Source organism: Paraburkholderia sp. JHI2823 (assembly GCF_038900695.1).
In the GTDB taxonomy this organism is placed as follows: domain Bacteria; phylum Pseudomonadota; class Gammaproteobacteria; order Burkholderiales; family Burkholderiaceae; genus Paraburkholderia; species Paraburkholderia mimosarum.
The window spans coordinates 104,574-122,859 of sequence record NZ_JAYMRY010000012.1 but is presented as its reverse complement, the minus strand read 5'-3'; the positions used below and the strand labels follow the sequence as shown (position 1 = coordinate 122,859).

Here is an 18,286-nt window from a genome sequence, read left to right as displayed (position 1 = left end):
AGTCGTCAATAAATTGCAAGGCTATGGGTCACCACGACCACGGCAACGCCGGCTGCGATCGTCAAATAAGGCAGTATCCCGGCGCGCTTCACAACCTTTCCGTCACCCACCAGTTCCATGTCCTCTTTCATCGTGTCGGGGAAATGCCCCCTGTCGGTGATGTAGTGGCGAAACAGGAACACGGGCAGGATGAGGGCGGCGAAGCACAGCCCCGAGACCAGCGTGCCCTGGCCCCACGTGTCCGCGCCCATGCCCATCAGCGCGAGATTGACAAAGGAGAACAGCGTGCCGAGCACGATCAGCCAGTTGGGCGCGCGGAAGGGACGGTGCCAGTTGGCGCGGTCGAGGCGGTGAATCCACGCGGAATTCAGGTTCAGGAAATTGAAGATGATGTAGCCGACGTTGGACATCGCGAGCACGAACACATAGTCCGACATCATCAGCAGGATCAGGTTGAAGCAAAGGTCGGTCCACATTGCGCGAGTGGGCGCGCCGTGCTCATTCACGTGCGAGAGATACTTCGGCAGCCATCCGTCCGCCGAGGCCTGATACAGCGTGCGCGACGATCCCGCCATCGAGGTCATGATCGCGAGCACCAGCGCGAGCACCAGCATCACGACGAGCACGCGCTCGATCAGCAGACCGCCGTGGATCATCGGCGCCATCGCCTTGGCCACGCCCATGCCGCTGTAGATGTCCGGCGAGAGCATGCCGTTATAGACCGCGGGGGTCACCACGTTGCCTGCGGCGTCCTTCACCTCGGGCGTAACGAGGTGGCCGAGGCCGAGCACGCCCTGGAACGACAGCGGCACCACCGTGAAAACGAAGATGCAAAGGAGGCCTGAGTACAGGATCGCCTTGAACGTGTCGACCTTCGGGTCGCGAAACTCACGCGTGTAGCATACGGCGGTCTCGAAGCCGTAGGTGGACCAGGCGGCAACGAACAAGCCGCCCGCCATCAGCGTGATGCCCGCACGGTCCCAGGTGCCGTCGATGATCTGGCCCGCACTGTCCTTCGCGAATGGCACGAGTGGAAACAGGTTGTGCATGGGCACATCGCCCGTCAAGAGCGGCACCGTGCCGACGAGAATCAGCGGAATCAGCGCAGCCACGCCGAGGATGGTCTGGATGCGTGCCGCGTTCATGATGCCGCGGTGCTGGATGGCGAACGTGATCAGCAGTATCGCCGCGCCCAGTATGAATGTCGCGTTGATCCGCAGGCTCAGGCCGCTGCGTAGCCAGTCGAGGCTCACGAGCGTGATCTGCCAGGTGTTGATGGCGGAGTCGGCAGGAAAGAGAATCGAGAGCACATATCCCGCCGCGAGCCCGGAGCCGATTGCGAGCACGGGTGACCACGCGAACCAGTTGCACCATACGGACAGCGGCGCGAACAGCTTCGAGTAGCGCACCCAGGCGATCGCGCCGTAAACCGATGCGCCGCCTGACTTGTGCGGGAAGAGACCGGCGATCTCCGCGTACGAGAACGACTGGACGAAGCCGAGGCCGATCGAGATGATCCACACGGCCCACGACAGTTTGCCGACGGTCGCGGCAATCGAGCCGATCGAGAACAGCACGAGCGCCGGCACGCCGCTTGCCACCCAGAACGCGCCGGTCCAGCTGATTTTGCGCTGTAACGACCCTTCCGCTTCAACGACAAGGTCTTCGGGAATCGCATTCATATCGGTTTTCCTTACTCTGGTGAGGGACCGCTGTGGGTGGCGGCGAGGATACGGAATTGGGATGCTCCCGCAACAGTAAGTCGCGCTCTGCGCGCGGGCGCCGAGTCTAGTGCGGCGCTCGCGCCAGGGGCGCGGCACGGCTACGGGACAAGGCTCAAGTGCTGGCGAAACTCGGCTTGGGGTGAACAGAGCCGGCTGGTGCGTCTGCGCTCTTTGCCTCGCCGGGCGGCGGAGTCAAGTTTTCGACTTCCGGCTGCGTGCCGATGGTGGTCGGCGCCCCGTCGTCGAATTGCGAAAGCCATTGCACGGCCGTTTCGCGGTAACGGACCAACCCTTTGTATTCGGCAAGTTCGGGGGGCAACGTGCCCAGCACGCGGTGCAGGCGCTTGCCCCATTTCGGCACCCGCGCCAGCTCACCAAGGCCAATCAGGTAGCAGCGCACGCAGAACAGGATCGCGTTGCTGCGCGGCAGCCTGAAAAGCGTCTGCAACTCAACGCGCAGATGCAGCTTGGTGGCGACGTTCTCCGGCGTGATGCTCGCGCGGTCGGGACCCCACTCGGGATAATGCTCGGGAGAGGTGTCGAGCCGCGGATTGACCGTCATCGTCCAGTTCAGGCGCCGCACGGGCGCACCTGGTTGCAGGCGCAACAAAAATTTCAGCGCACGCTCAAATATGCCGGCCTGATGGGCGAGCGGCACCGGACCGTGCCATTCCATGAAGCTCATGCCGAGGTCGAAGTCGAGCGACCAGTCGGCCTGGGTCGTCACGGTGCCCCCGTCGATGAACAGATTGTCCTCGCGATGATCGAGCAGGCAGAAGTCGCCCTGCGCCTGGCGCGTGATGTACTCGAACGGCGGGCACGGCAACGTGGCCGCATCGCCGAACACGAAGTCCTGCGTGAGGCCTAGCGGGCGGTTCTTCCACGTCCAGCGCGCGCCGTCGCGCTCGAGCTGGAAATGCTCGGGATAGTCGCGCGCAAAGCTCTCCATGATCAGTTCCAGCGTGTCCCACTGGGCCGCGTCCATATGCTCGAGCACCTGGCAGCGCAGCGGATCGCGCTCGAGCGTGAGCGCGCGGTCGCGGCACTCGGCAATGTAGTGCTCGTCCACGTCGAATGCTGCCCGGTAGACCGTTCCGGCTTCACCGGGCACGTGCGGCTCGATGTTCACCGAATACATGTAGCGGTCTTCCGGAAACGGAAACGGAAAACGCAAAATCGCTTCGTCGCTATTGCGAAACGTATAGGCGTCGCGAAACGACTCGTCGGGCTTGAAGGCTATGGACATGGCGTTGGGCTTCCTCGTATTCGTCAGATGTTCAGCACGAGACGCTCGCTGCGTGCACGGGACACGCAAGGCAGCACGTTGCAGTTCGTCGCCCGCTCGGCAGCGCTCTGGAAGAAGTCGCGATGCTCGGGCTCGCCTTCCAGCACCTCCAGCGCACAGGTCCCGCAGGCACCGCCGCGGCACATGTAGGGCGCGTCGATGCCAGCGGCTTCGAGCGCTTCGAGCAGGCTCTGGTCGGCGCCCACCGCCACCTCGCAGCCGCTCTTCGCGAGCACCGCCACGAACGGTTCGCCGTGCGAGGCCCCGCCGAAGCTCTCCTGGTGGAAATGGCTGTCGGGCCAGCCAAGCGAGCGTGCGAGTTGCGCGAGGCCGTCCATCAAGCCGGCGGGCCCGCAGGTATAGAGATGCGTTCCGGGCGGCTGGGCGGCGAGCAGCGCGCCAAAGCGCGTTTCGGCGTCCTGAATGTCGGTGTAAATGGCGACATTGCCCGCGATGCGATCGGAGATCAACGCGCCGAGCGCCTCGGCATCCTCGGGGCGGCAGCACAGATGCATTTCCACGCGGGCGCCGCTCGCCGCAAGCTCGGGCAACATCGAGAGAAACGGCGTGATGCCGATCCCGCCCGCGACGATCACATGCTTCGCGGCGCGCCGTGCGAGCGGAAAGAAGTTCGACGGCATCGAGATTTCGAGCCGGCTACCCTCTTGCACCTGCGAATGCATGAAGGCCGAGCCGCCGCGCGAGGCGGGCACGCGGCGCACCATGATCTGATACGCGTCGCGTACGCCCGCCGGCTTCGTCAACGAGTAAGCGTTGCGCCAGGTGCGCGCGTCGCCGCGCATGGTCACCACGACATGGCTACCGGCGGAATACGCAGGCAAGTGAGCGCCGTCTGCCGGCACGAGCGTAAAGCGCCGTATATCGGCCGTGATGTCCTCCACGCGCTCGACACGTACTGGAATCGCCTTCGGTCCGTTCATGGCCTTTGATCCTCAAGTCAGATGAGCGCGCGCCCGGTCGATGCTCAGGGAAGACCCTGAACCGGACTCACGCATGCATGGCAGCGAATCTGTACGAGAAGAATCGGCGAGCAAAAAAGGGAGATCAATGATTCATAGGGGGTAGCCCCTTTGCTACGCCCGCGAGGGTGCATTCAGACTCCATTCACGACGTCGAATGACCGCCAGATGGCCATACAACGGGCATGCGGCACATGTCTGCGCAAGTACGCCACCACGCGATGCAACGTTTTGCAAGGCCTTCGAAAGACTCCCGCGACGGCACTAAGTAGCGTGCCTACCCACTCGGAGGTAGCGCCTCGGGGCGATTGTGACGCCGATTTTAACGACCGAGACTGATTGCCATCCAGCGGCCCTCGTTCCGGCCAATCGGCTCAGATGCGTCGGCCTTTATTCATGTAAGTCACGTAAGGCTCTCAACCTCGGGAAAACGCTATGACCAGGCAATCAATTTTGAATATCCGCCATCGCGAACTGGGCTCGAAGCTGGACGGCGATATGTGGAACGACATGCCGCTGCCCTGGTACTACAACAGCGACCCGAACGACGAAGTGGTCGCCGTGCGCTCGACTGCGGGCCTTTACGATATCAGCGCGCTGAACATCGTACGCGTGAACGGCCCGGACGCCTGCGCCGTGATCGACAGCATCTGCGCGATCGACGTCACGAAGATGAAGCCCGGCACGGCGCGCCTTGCCGCCGAAGTCGACGAGCGCGCCGTGATCTGCGACGACCTGATGGTGATCTACGACGCGCCGAATCAATATCGCATCTCGCACGGCGGTGGCTCGACCCAGTCTCATCTGCGCCGGGCGGCGGAGGGCCGCAACGTCGAATGGCACCAGGACTTCGACGTACACATGCTCTCGCTGCAAGGCCCGCGCTCCGCGGCCATCCTGCAGCCGCATATCGGCATCGATCTCGTGAAGCTGCCGTACTTCGCACATGTCGAAACACAGCTGTTCGACCGCAAGATCATCATCTCGCGCGGCGGCTATTCCGGCGAGCAAGGCTTCGAAGTCTCATGCAGCGCCAGCGACGCCATCGCGCTGTGGGACGCCATTCTCGAAGCGGGCAAGCCGCACGGTATCGTGCCGGCTTCGTGGACCTCGCTCGAGCTCGCGCGCATCGAAGCCGCGCTGCTCTTCTATCCGTTCGACATGCCCGAACGCGACGTCACGCCTTGGGAAGTGAACCTCGACTGGATGATCGACGTCGACAAACCCGGGGACTACATCGGCAAGGCGGCGCTTCTCAACGCGCGCGGCAAGGAGCGCTTCAAGCAGGCGGGCGTGCTCGTGAAGCACGACGGCGCGGTCGCGGCAGGCTCGAAGATCTTCATCGGGAAGGAACAGGTAGGCGTCGTCACGAGCGCGACGTTCAGCCGGTATCTGATGCAGTCGCTCGCGATGGTCCATCTGAAGCCTGCGCATACGGCGCTCGGCACCAAGGTAGAGATCCACGATGCCTCGGGCACCTTCACCGGCACCGTCACCCGCACGCCATTCTATGACCCGCAACGCGTGCGAACCCGCGTCGCGGCCTGAGCATCCGCCACGTAGCCACTACGTAAGCATCACGTAGCCAAAATACACAACAGGAGATACGTCCCCATGTCCCGCGATCCCCGCTATGACGTGCTGTTCGAGCCCATCAAGATCGGTCCGAAGACGTTGCGCAACCGCTTCTATCAAGTCCCGCACTGCATCGGCGCGGGCAGCAACCTGCCCGGCTTCCAGGCCGCGCACCGCTCGATGAAGGCCGAAGGCGGCTGGGCGGCGATGAACACCGAGTACTGCTCGATCCACCCGGAGTCGGACGACACGCACCGCCTCTCCGCCCGCATCTGGGACGAGGGCGACGTGCGCAATCTGCGCGCGATGACCGAGGAAGTGCACAAGTACGGCGCGCTAGCCGGCATCGAAATGTGGTACGGCGGCTCGCACGCGCCCTGCATGGAAAGCCGCGCCACGCCGCGCGGCCCCAGCCAGTATGCTTCGGAGTTCGAAACGCTCACGTACTGCAAGGAAATGGACCTCGACGATATCCGCGACGTCCAGCAGTACTACGTCGAAGCGGCCCTGCGCGCGCGCGACGCCGGATTCGATATCGTCTACGTGTACGGCGCACACTCGTATCTGCCGCTGCAGTTCCTCTCGCCCTACTACAACAAGCGCACAGACGGCTACGGCGGTTCGCTCGAAAACCGCGCGCGCTTCTGGCTTGAAACGCTCGAGAAAGTCCGCAACGCAGTGGGCAAGGACTGCGCCATCGCCACGCGCTTCGCCGTGGACACGCTCTACGGCAGCGGCGGCGTCGAAGTCGAGAACGACGGCATGAAGTTCGTCGAAATGGCTGATCCGCTCGTCGACCTGTGGGACGTGGATGTGGGCGACATCGCCGAGTGGGGCGAGGACGCGGGCCCCTCGCGCTTCTATCTGCAGGGCCACCAGGTGCCCTGGACGAAGTTCATCAAGCAGGTCTCGAAGAAGCCGGTGCTTGGCGTGGGCCGCTTTACCGACCCGGAGAAAATGACCGAGATCGTCACGAAGGGCTATGCCGATATAATCGGCGCCGCCCGCCCCTCGATCGCCGATCCGTTCCTGCCGAAGAAGGTCGAGGAAGGACGCATCGACGACATTCGCGTCTGCATCGGCTGCAACGTCTGTATCTCGCGCTGGGAAATCGGCGGCCCGCCGATGATCTGCACGCAGAACGCAACGGCCGGTGAAGAGTACCGCCGCGGCTGGCACCCCGAGAAGTTCGAAGAGTGCAAGTCGGGCGACTCGGTGCTCGTGGTGGGCGCGGGCCCGTCGGGCTCGGAATGCGCACGCGTGCTCATGCAGCGTGGCTATACCGTCCACCTCGTGGATTCGGCGGAGAAGATCGGCGGCCATCTGAATAGTGTCGTCACGCTGCCGGGCCTCGGCGAATGGGGCTATCATCGCGACTATCGCGAAACACAGATCGCCAAGCTGCTCAAGAAGAACAAGCAGAGCCAACTGGCGCTCGGCGTGAAGCCGCTCACCGCCGACGACGTGCTCGACTACGGCGCGGAAAAAGTTGTGATCGCAACCGGTTCGCATTGGGTGGGCGACGGCACCAACTGCCTCACGCACGATCCGATCCCCGGCGCCGATGCTTCGCAGCCCGACCAGTTGACGCCGGAACAGGTGCTTGCAGGCAAGAAGCCGATCGGCAAGCGCGTTGTGATCCTGAACGCGGATACCTACTTCATGGCGCCGAGCCTCGCGGAGAAACTCGCGGCGGCCGGCCACGAAGTGACGATCGTGAGCGGCGTGCATCTGGCCAACTACATGCACTTCACGCTCGAGTATCCGAACATGATGCGCCGGCTGCACGAGTTGCACGTGACCGAACTGGGCGATCACTTCGCGAGCCGCATCGAGAAGGGCCGCATCGAGATCTACAACATCTGGGGCGACGGCTCGCGCCGTACCTACAAGGGCCCGGGCCAGTTGCCGCGCGACGCGAACAAGACGCACCGCTGGCTCGAGTTCGATTCGCTCGTGCTCGTGACCGGCCGCCGCTCGAATGACACGCTCTACCGCGAAGTGAAGGCGAAGCAGGACCAGTGGGAGAGCAAGGGTATCAAGGCGGTTTATCTGATCGGCGATGCCGAAGCACCGCGCCTGATCGCCGACGCGACCTTCACGGGCCACCGCCTCGCGCGCGAGATCGAGGAGGCAAACGCGCAGTTCCCGTTGCCGTACAAGCGGGAAGTGGCCGTATGGGGCACGCCGCACTTGCCCGAAGGGACCTACCAGATCCACTACAAGAAGTAAGCCATTGCATGGGACCGGAGTAGGCGCTCTGCATGGGCCCGGAGTAAGTGCTGAAGCACTAACTCCGGCCGACAGCGAAAGCGCTGACTCCGGATCGACAGATCACGGGGCCGGGGCGCTCTGCGTGGAACCGGAACAGGTGGCACTCGCTGCGGATTGCCACCGGACGGGCTCGGCTCCGCCACCGTGACAACGCGGTGTGCTGTTTCGTCAGGCGCGCTCGCCCGCCTGGCACGGGCGCGCGTTGCCTGAACAAGGCGCGCCTTCCCCTCCATCCATAAAACGGACGAGCCATGCAGACCTCAGCGACTTTCGACCCCGCGACCGTCACGCGCATCCTGTTCGAGGGCTTCCCGTCGTTTGCGATCGCGCTGTTTTATCTCATCGGCCTCTCGGCGGCCGGCGCGTTTGCCTGGGGAGTCTACGTTCAGATCCGTAAATACCGGCGTGGCCAACCCTTGTCGAAGTCGTTCGGCAAGATCGATCTGCAAGCGCGCTTCAAGGACATGGTGCGTGTCGTGCTGAGCCACCGCACCGTCGCGCGCCGCGATCCCGCCGCGGGCCGCGCACACCGGATGATCTTTTACGGCTTCGCGGTGCTGTTTCTCGGCACCGCCACGGTAACCGTCGACTACGACGTCACCGCGCGCTTGCTCGGCTTTCACTTCTGGAACGGCGACTTCTATCTGCTGTTCAAACTCGCGATGAATCTCGCGGGCGTCTCTATGATCGCCGGGCTCATCTACATGATGGTGCGCCGCGGCTGGATCAAGCCGCCCAAGCTCGACTATAAGCGCCCGGACCGCCAGCCCGGCGACCCCGACTACGAGCGCAGCGGCTACCGCCGCGAAGACTGGGCGTTCCTCTGGACACTCGTGCTGATCGGCATCACCGGCTTCGTTCTGAGCGCGCTGCGCCTCGTGTGGCTGCAGGACCGCGCTGTCGTGTGGGAAACGCGCTGGTGGTCGCCGGTGGCCGCCCTGCTCGCCGAAATCATGAAAGGCGTAGGCCTGAGCGCATCGGCGGCCTACGCGCTGCGCAGCGGACTCTGGTGGTTCCACGGCCTGCTCGCGCTCACCTTCATCGCGCTGATTCCCTACACGAAGGTCAAGCACATTTTCACGGCCTCGGGCTCGCTGATGATGCGCGACCCGCTGGCGGCGCAACGCCTGCCCCGCGTCGAGCCCGATAGCGAAAAGGTCGGCTACAAGACCATCACCGATTTCACCTGGAAGCACTTGCTCAACCTCGACGCCTGCACGAAGTGCGGCCGCTGCCACGAGGCCTGCCCCGCGAACGCGGTGGGGGCGCCGCTTTCGCCGCGCGACGTGATTCTCTCGCTGCGCGAGTTCGCCAACGAGGCGCTGCAGAAGAACGAGTTGCCCGACGAGGTGAAGCTCGACGTGCATGGCAAGGACATCGGCCAGGTGTTCATGGAAACCGTCTGGTCGTGCCGCACCTGCATGGCCTGTGTGGAGATCTGCCCCGTCGCGGTCGAGCACGTGCCCATCATCGTGCAGATGCGCCGCAAGCTCGTTGAGGACGGCGAGATGGAGCCGCAGGTGCAAAAGACGCTCCAGGCCATTCACAAGAACGGCAATTCGTTTAACGAATCGAAGCGCAAGCGCGCCGCGTGGACGAAGCCGCTGCCCTTTCAGATCAAGGATGCGCGCAAGGAACCCGTCGATCTGTTGTGGTTCGTCGGCGACTACGCCTCGTTCGATCCGCGCAACCAGCGCGTGACCCAGGCCTTCGCCACGCTGCTGCATAACGCAGGAATCGATTTCGGCCTGCTCTACGAGGGCGAATCGAACGCGGGCAACGACGTGCGGCGCGTGGGCGAGGAAGGGCTTTACGAACTGCTGGCAGAGAACAACATCGCGATGCTCGGGCAATCGCACTTCAAGCGCATCGTGACGACCGATCCGCATTCGTACAACACCATCCGCAACGAGTATCCCGATTTCGGCGGCAAGTTCGAGATCGAGCACTACACGAGCCTCGTCGTGCGCATGTTGGCCGAAGGGGCACTCAAGCCGAGGCGCAAGCTCGGCTACCGCGTGACGTTCCATGATCCGTGCCACCTCGGCCGCTTCAACAAGGGCTACGACGCGCCCCGGCAAATCCTCTCGGCGATTGGTTGCGAGCTCGTGGACATGCCCCGCTCGCGCGACAACTCGTTCTGCTGCGGCGCCGGCGGCGGCCGGATCTGGATGAGCGATCCGGTCGGCAAGGAAAAGCCTTCGCAGAACCGCATGCACGAGGCCGCGCGCATCGAAGGGCTGGAGGTGTTCGTCGTCTGCTGCCCGAAGGATCTGACGATGTTCGAAGACGCGCTGAAGACGAGCGGCTACGAAGGCCGGTTCGTGGTGCGCGAGCTGATCGAGCTGATCGCCGAGAGCCTCGCGCAACCGGCCGGAGACGATCCGGCTGAGCCGGGCGGCGTGCGCGCCATCGCTGCGGCCTGAACCACGGCGAGGACGCCCGGACATGACACCCAGCTCCGCCCCTGTGCAACACAGGCCGCGCACGCCGACGATGCGACGGCACTGGCGCGAGCTGGTCGAACTCGCGCTCGCCGCGGAGGACATTTACGCGGCAGCGGCACTCTACCCGCACGCCGACCATGCAGCCCGCGAGCGGCTTGGCACGCGCCTCTTCGCCGGGCGGCGTGACTGCCTCGCGCTCGCCGCCTGCACGTTCGCCCACGGCGCCGTGCTCACCGTAGTCGCGCAACTCGCGGTGGCCAATCGCGACGAGACACTGAAACTGCGCCTCGCGAGAAATCCCGCGACGCCTGGTGACGCGCTCGCCATCCTCGCGCAGGAAAGCGAAACAACCGCCCCACGTCTCGCGTGCCTGCTGGCACGCCACGCAAACGCGCCGCATGCGTTACTCAGCGCGCTCGCCGCGCAGAGCGAGGACATCGACGTGCTGCGCGCGCTCTGCGAAAACGTCGGCGTGCCCTCGGACCTGCTCACGTTGGTCGAGCAGCGCGGCATCGCCGTGCTGCAACGGCTGCTCGCTATCCATCTCGCGACCGACGCGCAGACACTGCTGCATCTGTGGAAGAGCACGCACACGAGTGCGGTGCGCGCCCAGGTGCTGCGCCATCCGTGCTGCCCCGAGGCGCTGCTGCGCACGCTGCCTTCGTCGTCTGCCGAGCGGCGCAGCCTCGCGCACCAGGCACGCACGCTCCCGGACATCCTGGCGCTGCTCGCCCGCGATGAAGACCCCGGCGTGCGCCGTGCCGCCGCGCTCAACGCGAACACGCCGGCGGGCGCATTGATCGGGCTGTGCTTCGACGCGCAGGCGATCGTGCGGCGCGTGGTGGCCACACGCCACGACCTGCCGCTCAAGGTGGTGGACTGGCTGATCGGCAACGCCGATGCGTGGGTGCGCCGTATGCTCGCGCGCAATCCAGCCTGCCCACCCGAATGGCTCGAGAGGCTCGTGCACGACAGCGAGTCGGAGGTGCGTCGCGCGGTGGCCCGCCACCCGCGCTGTCCCGCGCGCCTCGTCGCCCTACTCGCCGCCGATCCGGTGGCTTGGGTCCGGGCGGGCGTGGCGTTGCGCGAAGACCTGCCGGCAGCACTGCTGCGGCGCCTCTGTGCCGACGAGGACATCGATGTGCTCGCCGGCATCGCACGACATCCCGCGACCCCGCAGGCGCAGCTCGCGCGGCTCGCGGCCCATGCCGCGGCGGATGTGCGCCGCAGTGTGATTCTCAACCCGCGGGCAACGCGGCGCGTGTTGCTGCAATTGCGCCACGAGCCGTATCCGCTGCACCGCGTGCTGGTGTTCGCGCACCCGAACCTGACCGATGCCGACCGCTGGCGCATGCGCTTCGATCCGGACCGCGAGGCGCGCTCGCGTCTGTTCGCACACTTCGGTCGCACGCTCGGTCCCGTGGTGGCGTCCGCCGCGCCAGTGGCGACGCGCGCGGCCGTCGTGCACGCCGATCAGAACGATTTCCCGCACCCTCTGGACGAGGATGCGCCGCAGCATGAGCACCACGATTCACCCTCTCCGACGAACACGATGGAGTCAAGATGAAAATACTAGTCACAATCAAGCAGGTCGCTTCTCTCGACGAGGACTTCGAGTTGAACGACGACGGCCGCGACGTCAGCGCCGATTTTCACGTCTTCGACCTGAACGAGTGGGATCACTACGCACTGGAAGAAGCGATGCGCCTGAAGGAAGGCTCGAACGGCGATGTCGAGATCGTGGTCGCCACGGTCGGCCCCGATAGCGCCGATGAGGAATTGCGCAAGTGCCTCGCCAAAGGCGCCGACCGCGCGGTGCGCGTATGGAGCGACGCGCTCGAAGACGCCGACCCGGTCGCCGTCGCGCGCGTGCTCGCCGCCCTCGCGCGCAAGGAAGCGCCCGACATGATCTTCGCGGGCGTGCAGGCATCCGATCACGCCTATGGCGTGACCGGCATGGCGCTCGCGGGCCTGCTCGACTGGCCGCATGCCGCCGTCGTGGCCGGGCTCGACTACGCGCCGGGCGCGAAAACGGCCACAGCCCGCCGCGAGCTGGAAGGCGGCGCGTACGCGACCGTCGAGGTGCAGTGCCCCGCCGTGCTGACCATCCAGCTTGGCATCAACACGCCGCGCTACGCGTCGCTGCGCGGCATCAAGCAGGCCGCCGCACGGCCCATCGAAACCCTCGCACCGGATGAACTCGGCCTCGCCGCCGGAGAAACGGGCGCGGCCGGATCGCTCTCGCGCATCCGGCGCGTCTATGTCCCGGCAGCGGGTCGCGCACATATGATCGACGGCACGCCGGCCGAGCAGGCGGCACGCCTGGCAAGCCTGATCAAGGAATTCAGGGGAGAAGCGAAATGAGCGGCATTCTGGTAATGGTGGAACACCGTCAAGGACAGTTGCGCCCGGTTAGCCTCGAAGTCATCGGCGCGGCCGCAGCAGCGAAGGAAGCGAGCGGCGAATCCGTTACGGTCGCGGTACTCGGCGCGCAGCCCGAGGCGTACGTGGAGAGCCTCAAGCTCGCAGGCGTGGACGAGATCCTGACCGTGCAAACGGCTGGCGATGCCTTCGACCCCGAAACTTATGAAACGGTTGCGCGCGCACTCATCGAGGCCCGAAATCCCTCGCTCGTGCTCCTGCCGCACACGATCGACACGCTCGGTTACGCGGCGCCGCTCGCCGTCAAGGCCAACTACGGATTCACGACTGACGCGTTCGCCCTGACCCGCGACGACGCGGGCTGGGTCGCGACGCGCTCGGGCTATGGGCAGAAGGTCAACATGGAGATCGAGTTTCCGGCGCGGGAGACCGTCGTCGTGACGTTGCGGCCCGGCTCCTTCAAGGCGCCCGAAAACGTTTCCACTCCGACGGTCAGCGCTTTCGCGGCGCCTGCCGTTACGCCGCGCAGCACGCACAAAGGCTTCGAGGAGCCGGCAGCGAGCGGCGATGTCGATATTCCGGGCGCCGGGTTCATCCTCTCCATCGGCCGGGGCATCGGCGAAGAGACCCACGTCGAGCAGTTCAAGGAACTCGCGGAAACCGTGGGTGCAACACTCGGCTGCTCGCGCCCGATCGCCGACTCGGGCTGGCTGCCGAAGGCGCACCAGGTCGGCCAGTCCGGCAAGACCGCCGCGGCCTGCAAGATGTACATCGCGATGGGTATATCGGGATCGGTGCAGCACATGGCCGGCATGAAGCATGTCGAGAACATCATTGCCGTGAACACCGACCCCGAAGCGTCGATCTTCACGATCGCGCGCTATGGCATCGTCGGAGATATCTTCGATATCGCCGAGGAATTGCGCAGTCACTTCTGACGCCTGCGAAAGCCGTGAAGTCGGGCCGGCCCGTTTTGGGTTGGCCCTTTTTATTCCCGGCAGTGAATGTTGTCCATCGGGATTCCACGCGTAGACTTATCTCATTAATCCAGAAAAAATCTGGTGGCAGCGAACAACGTGCATGCGTCGCAAGTGCACATGCACCACAAGACGGGTACCACGCCGTTCCAGTAGAGACAGGTAGTCTGGTCAACGCGCCAAGGAAGCCTACATGCCCCCCCATTCCGTTTTGCTCATCGACGACCACGCACTCTTTCGCAAGGGCGTCGCGCAACTCATCCAGATGAATTCGTCGTTCTGTATTGCGGGCGAAGCGGCCTCGGGCCGCGCAGGTGTCGAGATGGCCGTACGCCTGAAGCCCGAGATCGTGCTGATCGACCTGAACATGCCGGAAGTGAGCGGCATCGAAACGCTGCAACTGATGCGCGACGCCGGCGTGAACGCGCGCTTCATCATGCTGACCGTCTCGGACCATGAACGCGACGTGGTCGCCGCGCTGCGCGCGGGCGCCCACGGCTATTTGCTCAAGGACATGGACCCCGAAGACCTCTGCATCACGCTCCAGAAGGCGTTGACGGGCACGGCGGTGCTCAGCGACGCGGTCACCGGCAGCCTCGTTCAGGCCCTCTCGGGCGGCCAGCGGATGCCGCCAGTGCAGTCCGATCTCACGGCGCGCGAGGTCGAGGTGCTCGACTACCTCGTCGAGGGCATGTGCAACAAGGTCATCGCGCGCAAGCTCGGCATCAGCGTGGGCACCGTGAAGGTTCACGTCAAGCACGTGCTGCGCAAGCTCGACCTGCACTCGCGGCTCGAAGCCGTGGTGTGGCGCCACGAGCAAGGCGCGCCGCACGAGCGCTGAGGTACTGCAATACCCACGGCAGTCCTCTGCCGGACACGCGTCTACCCACAAAGAGGTAGCACTTCGAGGTGAATTGCCACCGGAATTTCGCCACAAAGAGGTAGCACCTCGAGGCGAATTGCCACCGGAAATTCCGCCGCGAATAATCGGATGCAGGGTGGCGAAGTCGCCTCGATTTGTTCACGATGCATCCGTTATTGGCAGTCGGAGAATCTGGAGACGCGTGTCATGCAGTCAGCCCAATATGCCGAGGAACGCGTTGAACGTTTAGCCCGCACCGGCGCGGTCGACAGCGCATTGCGCCAGCGGCTCGGACACTACGAGCCGAGCGCGGCCATCGTGCGCTCGTGGACACGCTGCCTGCACGACTATGGGCTCGATCCCGACGCGTGCCGGCCGCCGCCCGTGCTGACGAGCGCTGAGCTCGCACAGCGCCGTGAGCGCCTTGGCGACTTGATCGGTTGCGCGAAGCTCGAAATGACGACGCTCTACCAGCAACTGGGCGATGCCGATCTCGCGGTCGTGCTGAGCGACGCGGAAGGCGTGATCCTGCACCTCGTCTCGTCCACGAGCTTCGCGGAGCAGGTCGAAGACTGGGGCTTCTGCGTGGGCGCCGTCTGGAGCGAGCGCGAAGCGGGCACCAATGGCATGGGCACCTGCCTCGCGGAAGGCGAAGCGCTGGCCGTGCGCCAGCACGAGCACTTCTTCTCGCGCTACGCGGGCCTCACCTGCTCCGCCGCGCCGGTATTCGACGAGCGCGGCGCGATTGCCGGCGTGCTCGACGTCACGAGTCGCTCGCACTTGCAGCAGCAACACTCGCTCGTGCTCGTCGGCATGTCGCGGCAGATGATCGAGAACCGCCTGCTCGATGCGCGCCATGCGCAGGCGCACAGGGTGCATTTCCACAGCCGGCCGGAGTTCGTGAATACGCTGCACGCCGGCACGCTCACGATCGACGATAGCGGCATCGTGCTCGGCGCGAATCGCAGCGCATTGTTCCAGCTCGGCTTTGCCACGCTCGCCGAAATCGCGGGCAAGCCCATCACCGGGCTTTTCAACGCGACGCTCTCGGACCTCCTCACGCGCAGCGCCCAGAGTTCCTTCCATCCTGTCGCGGTGTACCGTGCGCAAGCGCCGAATCGCTTCTTCGCGGTCGCCCAGGCACCGCTCAGGCAGCCAGCGGCAGGCGCAACGCAGCACGCGGCGCGCGGGGCCGTCGCGCGCCGGGAGTCCGCGAGCAGCGCGGAACGTCATTGCTCGGGCCCGCGCGTCGAATTCGGCGACGCGCAGCTCGCGAGCCAGCTGAGCCTGGGCGAGCGCGTGATCGACCGCGGCATTGCCGTGTTCGTGCATGGCGAGACCGGTGCAGGCAAGGATGTCTTCGCCAACGCGCTGCACGCCGCCAGCGCTCGACGCAATGGGCCGTTCGTCGCGATCAACTGCGCGTCGCTGCCCGAGCATCTCATCGAAAGCGAACTGTTCGGCTATCGCGCCGGGGCCTTCACAGGTGCGCAGCGCGAAGGACGGCGCGGAAAGATTCTGCAGGCCAATGGCGGCACGCTCTTTCTCGACGAGATCGGCGACATGCCGCTCGCACTCCAGGCTCGCCTGCTGCGCGTGCTCGAGGAGCGAGAGGTGACGCCGCTAGGCTCCGAAGCCGTCATCAAGGTCGATTTCCAGCTCATCAGCGCGAGCCATCGCGATCTGGCCGAGCTCGTCGCCAAAGGGCAGTTCCGCGAAGACCTCTACTACCGCCTGAGCGGCGTCGCCCTGTGCGTGCCGCCGCTGCGCGAGCGCGAAGACAAACTCCCGCTGATCCGGCATCTGCTCGAACAAGACAACGAAGTCGCACCCTTGCTTGGCAAAGACGCGCGACAGATCCTGCTCGATCATCCCTGGCCGGGCAACGTGCGCCAGCTGCGCAATGTGCTACGCACGGCGGCCGCACTGTGCGACGGTCCGGAGCTTACCGCTGCGCATCTGCCCGGCGACCTCGTGCGCGGTGCGGCCCGGGCCGCCAGCCTGACCGTTGCAGCCGCACCGCTTGCGGCAACGGCAGACGTCGCTTCGGACTGCGGCGGGGACATCGATGATTACGATAGCACGGCGCCCCTCAATGCCATCCTGCAGGCCGAGCGCGAAGCGCTCATGGGTCTGCTCGACACGTACCGCTGGAACGTGAGCGAAGTGGCGCAGGCGCTCGGCGTGACGCGCAACACCTTGTACCGGAAGATGCGGCGCGTCCACATCAAGCGTTGACACGCCGCCCTCTCCAGTTCAGACATACGTCCCCGCACAACCGTCGTGCCGCCAGGCCGTAGCGTCGGCATGCGTTGCGCGTTCAGGCTGATGCCGCTGGTGCGGGCTGCCAATCAGATCGAGCAGTTCGCCAGGTCCGTCGATGACGCGCAGACACGGCAGTTCTGAAATCGGCTGATCGGCGCCTGCACCGTAACTCACGCGAATCATCGGCATACCGGCCGCCTGCGCGGCCAGCGCGTCGTTTGCCGAGTCGGCCACGTAGAGCGCGTGCGCCGGCGCGACAGCCAGCGCCTCGCAGGCGTGCAGAAGCGGCGCGGGCTGCGGTTTGCGCTGCGCGAGCGCATCGCCTTCCACAACGATGTCGAACCACACCGACAACCCGAAGCGCTGCAGCAGCGGCTCGACCAGACCCGCCTCCTTGTCGGTCACAACGCCGAGCTTCAAGCCCATCTGGCGCAATCCGTCGAGCGCCTCTTCGACGGCCGGAAAGAGCTCGGTGAGATGGCCAGCTATGCTCCTGCCGTGCAGGATGCTGGCGAGATCGAACAGGACGGCGTCGACGGGCAGTTTGCGCGACATCACTTGCATGAGGTATCTCCAGTTATTGAACCGCTAACTAGCGGCCGAGTTTCCAGAAAGCGCGCGCGCCTTGTCGTTATGCCGCGCGTTGCTGCCGATCGATCATCTTGAGGATCATCGGCGTGAAGATCAGTTGCATCGCGAGCCCCATCTTGCCGCCCGGCACGACGATCACATTCGGCCGGCTCATGAACGAGTCCTGCAGCATCGTGAGCAGATACGGAAAGTCGATGCCTTTCGGATTGGCGAAGCGAATCACGACGAAGCTCTCGTCGGCGCTCGGAATGTCGCGTGCCGTAAACGGATTCGACGTGTCGACAGTCGGCACGCGCTGAAAATTGACATGCGTCCGGCTGAACTGCGGGCAGATGTAATGGGCGTAGTCGGGCATGCGGCGCAGTATGGTGTCCATCACCGCTTCCTGCGAATAGCCGCGCAGCGTCTTGTCGCGGTGCAACTTCTGGATCCATTCGAGATTGATGATGGGCACGACGCCCACGAGCAGGTCCGCGTGCTGCGCCACGTCGATGCCGTGGCCCACAAAGCCGCCATGCAGACCCTCGTAGAAGAGCAGGTCCGTGTCCGGCTCGACGTCTGCCCAAGGCGTGAACGTGCCGGGCTCCACGTCGTACTGGAGGGCTTCTGTCTCGTCGTGGACGTACTTGCGCACGCGGCCCTTGCCCGTTGCGGCGTACTGCCGGAACAGATCTTCGAGCCGGTCCAGCAGGTTCGCGGCAGGACCAAAGTGGCTAAACTGCTGCCGCTTTTCTTCCGCTTCCTTGATTGCGATGCGCATGGTCGCTCGGTCGTGACGGTGGAAGGCGTCGCCCTCCACGATCTGCGCCTTGAGCTTCTCGCGCCGGAAGATGTGCTGAAAACTCTTCATCACGGTGGTCGTGCCGGAGCCGCTAGAACCGGTGACGGCCACGATCGGGTGTTTGATCGACATGGTGTCTCGCT

General features: G+C 64.9%; 13 protein-coding genes. 8 read left to right on the top strand and 5 right to left on the bottom strand.

Annotated elements, in window-relative coordinates:
- Positions 1-5: 5 nt before the first annotated feature.
- The 3 genes from VSR34_RS15940 to VSR34_RS15930 all read right to left on the bottom strand — a co-directional run bounded on the left by VSR34_RS15940 (position 6) and on the right by VSR34_RS15930 (position 3,950).
- A complete protein-coding gene (locus VSR34_RS15940) occupies positions 6-1,682 on the bottom strand; it encodes an APC family permease (RefSeq protein ID WP_028212625.1) in 1,677 nt (558 codons plus the stop codon).
- Positions 1,683-1,836: 154 nt separating this feature from the next.
- Positions 1,837-2,970: a DUF3445 domain-containing protein gene (locus VSR34_RS15935; RefSeq protein WP_342962894.1), complete on the bottom strand. Its 1,134-nt coding sequence runs from the start codon at positions 2,968-2,970 to the stop codon at positions 1,837-1,839.
- 23 nt (positions 2,971-2,993) lie between these two features.
- A complete protein-coding gene (locus VSR34_RS15930; protein ID WP_028212626.1) occupies positions 2,994-3,950 on the bottom strand; it encodes a PDR/VanB family oxidoreductase in 957 nt (318 codons plus the stop codon).
- Between the two features lie 474 nt (positions 3,951-4,424).
- On the opposite strand from VSR34_RS15930, the gene VSR34_RS15925 reads away from it, so the two are divergent.
- The 8 genes from VSR34_RS15925 (at position 4,425) to VSR34_RS15890 (ending at position 16,744) form a co-directional block, all read left to right on the top strand.
- Positions 4,425-5,537 carry an aminomethyltransferase family protein gene (locus VSR34_RS15925; RefSeq protein ID WP_342962893.1) on the top strand — a complete coding sequence of 371 codons (1,113 nt, stop codon included), beginning with the start codon at positions 4,425-4,427 and terminating at the stop codon, positions 5,535-5,537.
- A gap of 66 nt (positions 5,538-5,603) precedes the next feature.
- A complete protein-coding gene (locus tag VSR34_RS15920) occupies positions 5,604-7,796 on the top strand; it encodes an FAD-dependent oxidoreductase (RefSeq protein WP_028212628.1) in 2,193 nt (730 codons plus the stop codon).
- Positions 7,797-8,089: 293 nt separating this feature from the next.
- The gene (locus VSR34_RS15915; protein WP_028212629.1) at positions 8,090-10,264 is read left to right on the top strand and encodes a heterodisulfide reductase-related iron-sulfur binding cluster; all 2,175 of its coding nucleotides are present in this window, start codon (positions 8,090-8,092) and stop codon (positions 10,262-10,264) included.
- A 22-nt stretch (positions 10,265-10,286) separates the two neighbouring features.
- On the top strand, positions 10,287-11,852 hold the full coding sequence (locus tag VSR34_RS15910; RefSeq protein ID WP_342962892.1) for a hypothetical protein: 1,566 nt from the start codon (positions 10,287-10,289) through the stop codon (positions 11,850-11,852).
- Positions 11,849-12,649 carry an electron transfer flavoprotein subunit beta/FixA family protein gene (locus VSR34_RS15905; protein ID WP_342962891.1) on the top strand — a complete coding sequence of 267 codons (801 nt, stop codon included), beginning with the start codon at positions 11,849-11,851 and terminating at the stop codon, positions 12,647-12,649. Before VSR34_RS15910 ends, VSR34_RS15905 begins: the two co-directional genes overlap by 4 nt.
- Positions 12,646-13,605, top strand: a complete 960-nt coding sequence (locus VSR34_RS15900; RefSeq protein WP_028212631.1) for an electron transfer flavoprotein subunit alpha/FixB family protein — start codon at positions 12,646-12,648, stop codon at positions 13,603-13,605. The genes VSR34_RS15905 and VSR34_RS15900 overlap by 4 nt, the downstream gene beginning before the upstream one ends.
- A 232-nt stretch (positions 13,606-13,837) precedes the next feature.
- Positions 13,838-14,485, top strand: coding sequence for a two-component system response regulator NarL (gene narL, locus VSR34_RS15895; RefSeq protein WP_028212632.1), 648 nt, complete (start codon positions 13,838-13,840; stop codon positions 14,483-14,485).
- 228 nt (positions 14,486-14,713) lie between these two features.
- A complete protein-coding gene (locus VSR34_RS15890) occupies positions 14,714-16,744 on the top strand; it encodes a sigma-54-dependent Fis family transcriptional regulator (protein WP_051390948.1) in 2,031 nt (676 codons plus the stop codon).
- An 18-nt stretch (positions 16,745-16,762) separates the two neighbouring features.
- Here the strand turns inward: VSR34_RS15890 and VSR34_RS15885 are convergent, their stop codons facing one another.
- Both VSR34_RS15885 and VSR34_RS15880 read right to left on the bottom strand, forming a co-directional pair.
- A complete protein-coding gene (locus VSR34_RS15885; protein ID WP_051390949.1) occupies positions 16,763-17,335 on the bottom strand; it encodes an HAD-IA family hydrolase in 573 nt (190 codons plus the stop codon).
- A gap of 67 nt (positions 17,336-17,402) precedes the next feature.
- Entirely contained in the window at positions 17,403-18,275 is an 873-nt protein-coding gene (locus VSR34_RS15880; protein ID WP_342962890.1) for a phosphoribulokinase, read from the bottom strand.
- Positions 18,276-18,286: the final 11 nt, after the last annotated feature.

Excerpts from the sequence above, each read along its gene's own strand:
- VSR34_RS15940 (WP_028212625.1), bottom strand. The coding sequence starts at position 1,682 with ATGAATGCGATTCCCGAAGACCTTGTCGTTGAAGCGGAAGGGTCGTTA.
- VSR34_RS15935 (WP_342962894.1), bottom strand. The coding sequence starts at position 2,970 with ATGTCCATAGCCTTCAAGCCCGACGAGTCGTTTCGCGACGCCTATACG.
- VSR34_RS15930 (WP_028212626.1), bottom strand. The coding sequence starts at position 3,950 with ATGAACGGACCGAAGGCGATTCCAGTACGTGTCGAGCGCGTGGAGGAC.
- VSR34_RS15925 (WP_342962893.1), top strand. The coding sequence starts at position 4,425 with ATGACCAGGCAATCAATTTTGAATATCCGCCATCGCGAACTGGGCTCG.
- VSR34_RS15920 (WP_028212628.1), top strand. The coding sequence starts at position 5,604 with ATGTCCCGCGATCCCCGCTATGACGTGCTGTTCGAGCCCATCAAGATC.
- VSR34_RS15915 (WP_028212629.1), top strand. The coding sequence starts at position 8,090 with ATGCAGACCTCAGCGACTTTCGACCCCGCGACCGTCACGCGCATCCTG.
- VSR34_RS15910 (WP_342962892.1), top strand. The coding sequence starts at position 10,287 with ATGACACCCAGCTCCGCCCCTGTGCAACACAGGCCGCGCACGCCGACG.
- VSR34_RS15905 (WP_342962891.1), top strand. The coding sequence starts at position 11,849 with ATGAAAATACTAGTCACAATCAAGCAGGTCGCTTCTCTCGACGAGGAC.
- VSR34_RS15900 (WP_028212631.1), top strand. The coding sequence starts at position 12,646 with ATGAGCGGCATTCTGGTAATGGTGGAACACCGTCAAGGACAGTTGCGC.
- narL (WP_028212632.1), top strand. The coding sequence starts at position 13,838 with ATGCCCCCCCATTCCGTTTTGCTCATCGACGACCACGCACTCTTTCGC.
- VSR34_RS15890 (WP_051390948.1), top strand. The coding sequence starts at position 14,714 with ATGCAGTCAGCCCAATATGCCGAGGAACGCGTTGAACGTTTAGCCCGC.
- VSR34_RS15885 (WP_051390949.1), bottom strand. The coding sequence starts at position 17,335 with ATGCAAGTGATGTCGCGCAAACTGCCCGTCGACGCCGTCCTGTTCGAT.
- VSR34_RS15880 (WP_342962890.1), bottom strand. The coding sequence starts at position 18,275 with ATGTCGATCAAACACCCGATCGTGGCCGTCACCGGTTCTAGCGGCTCC.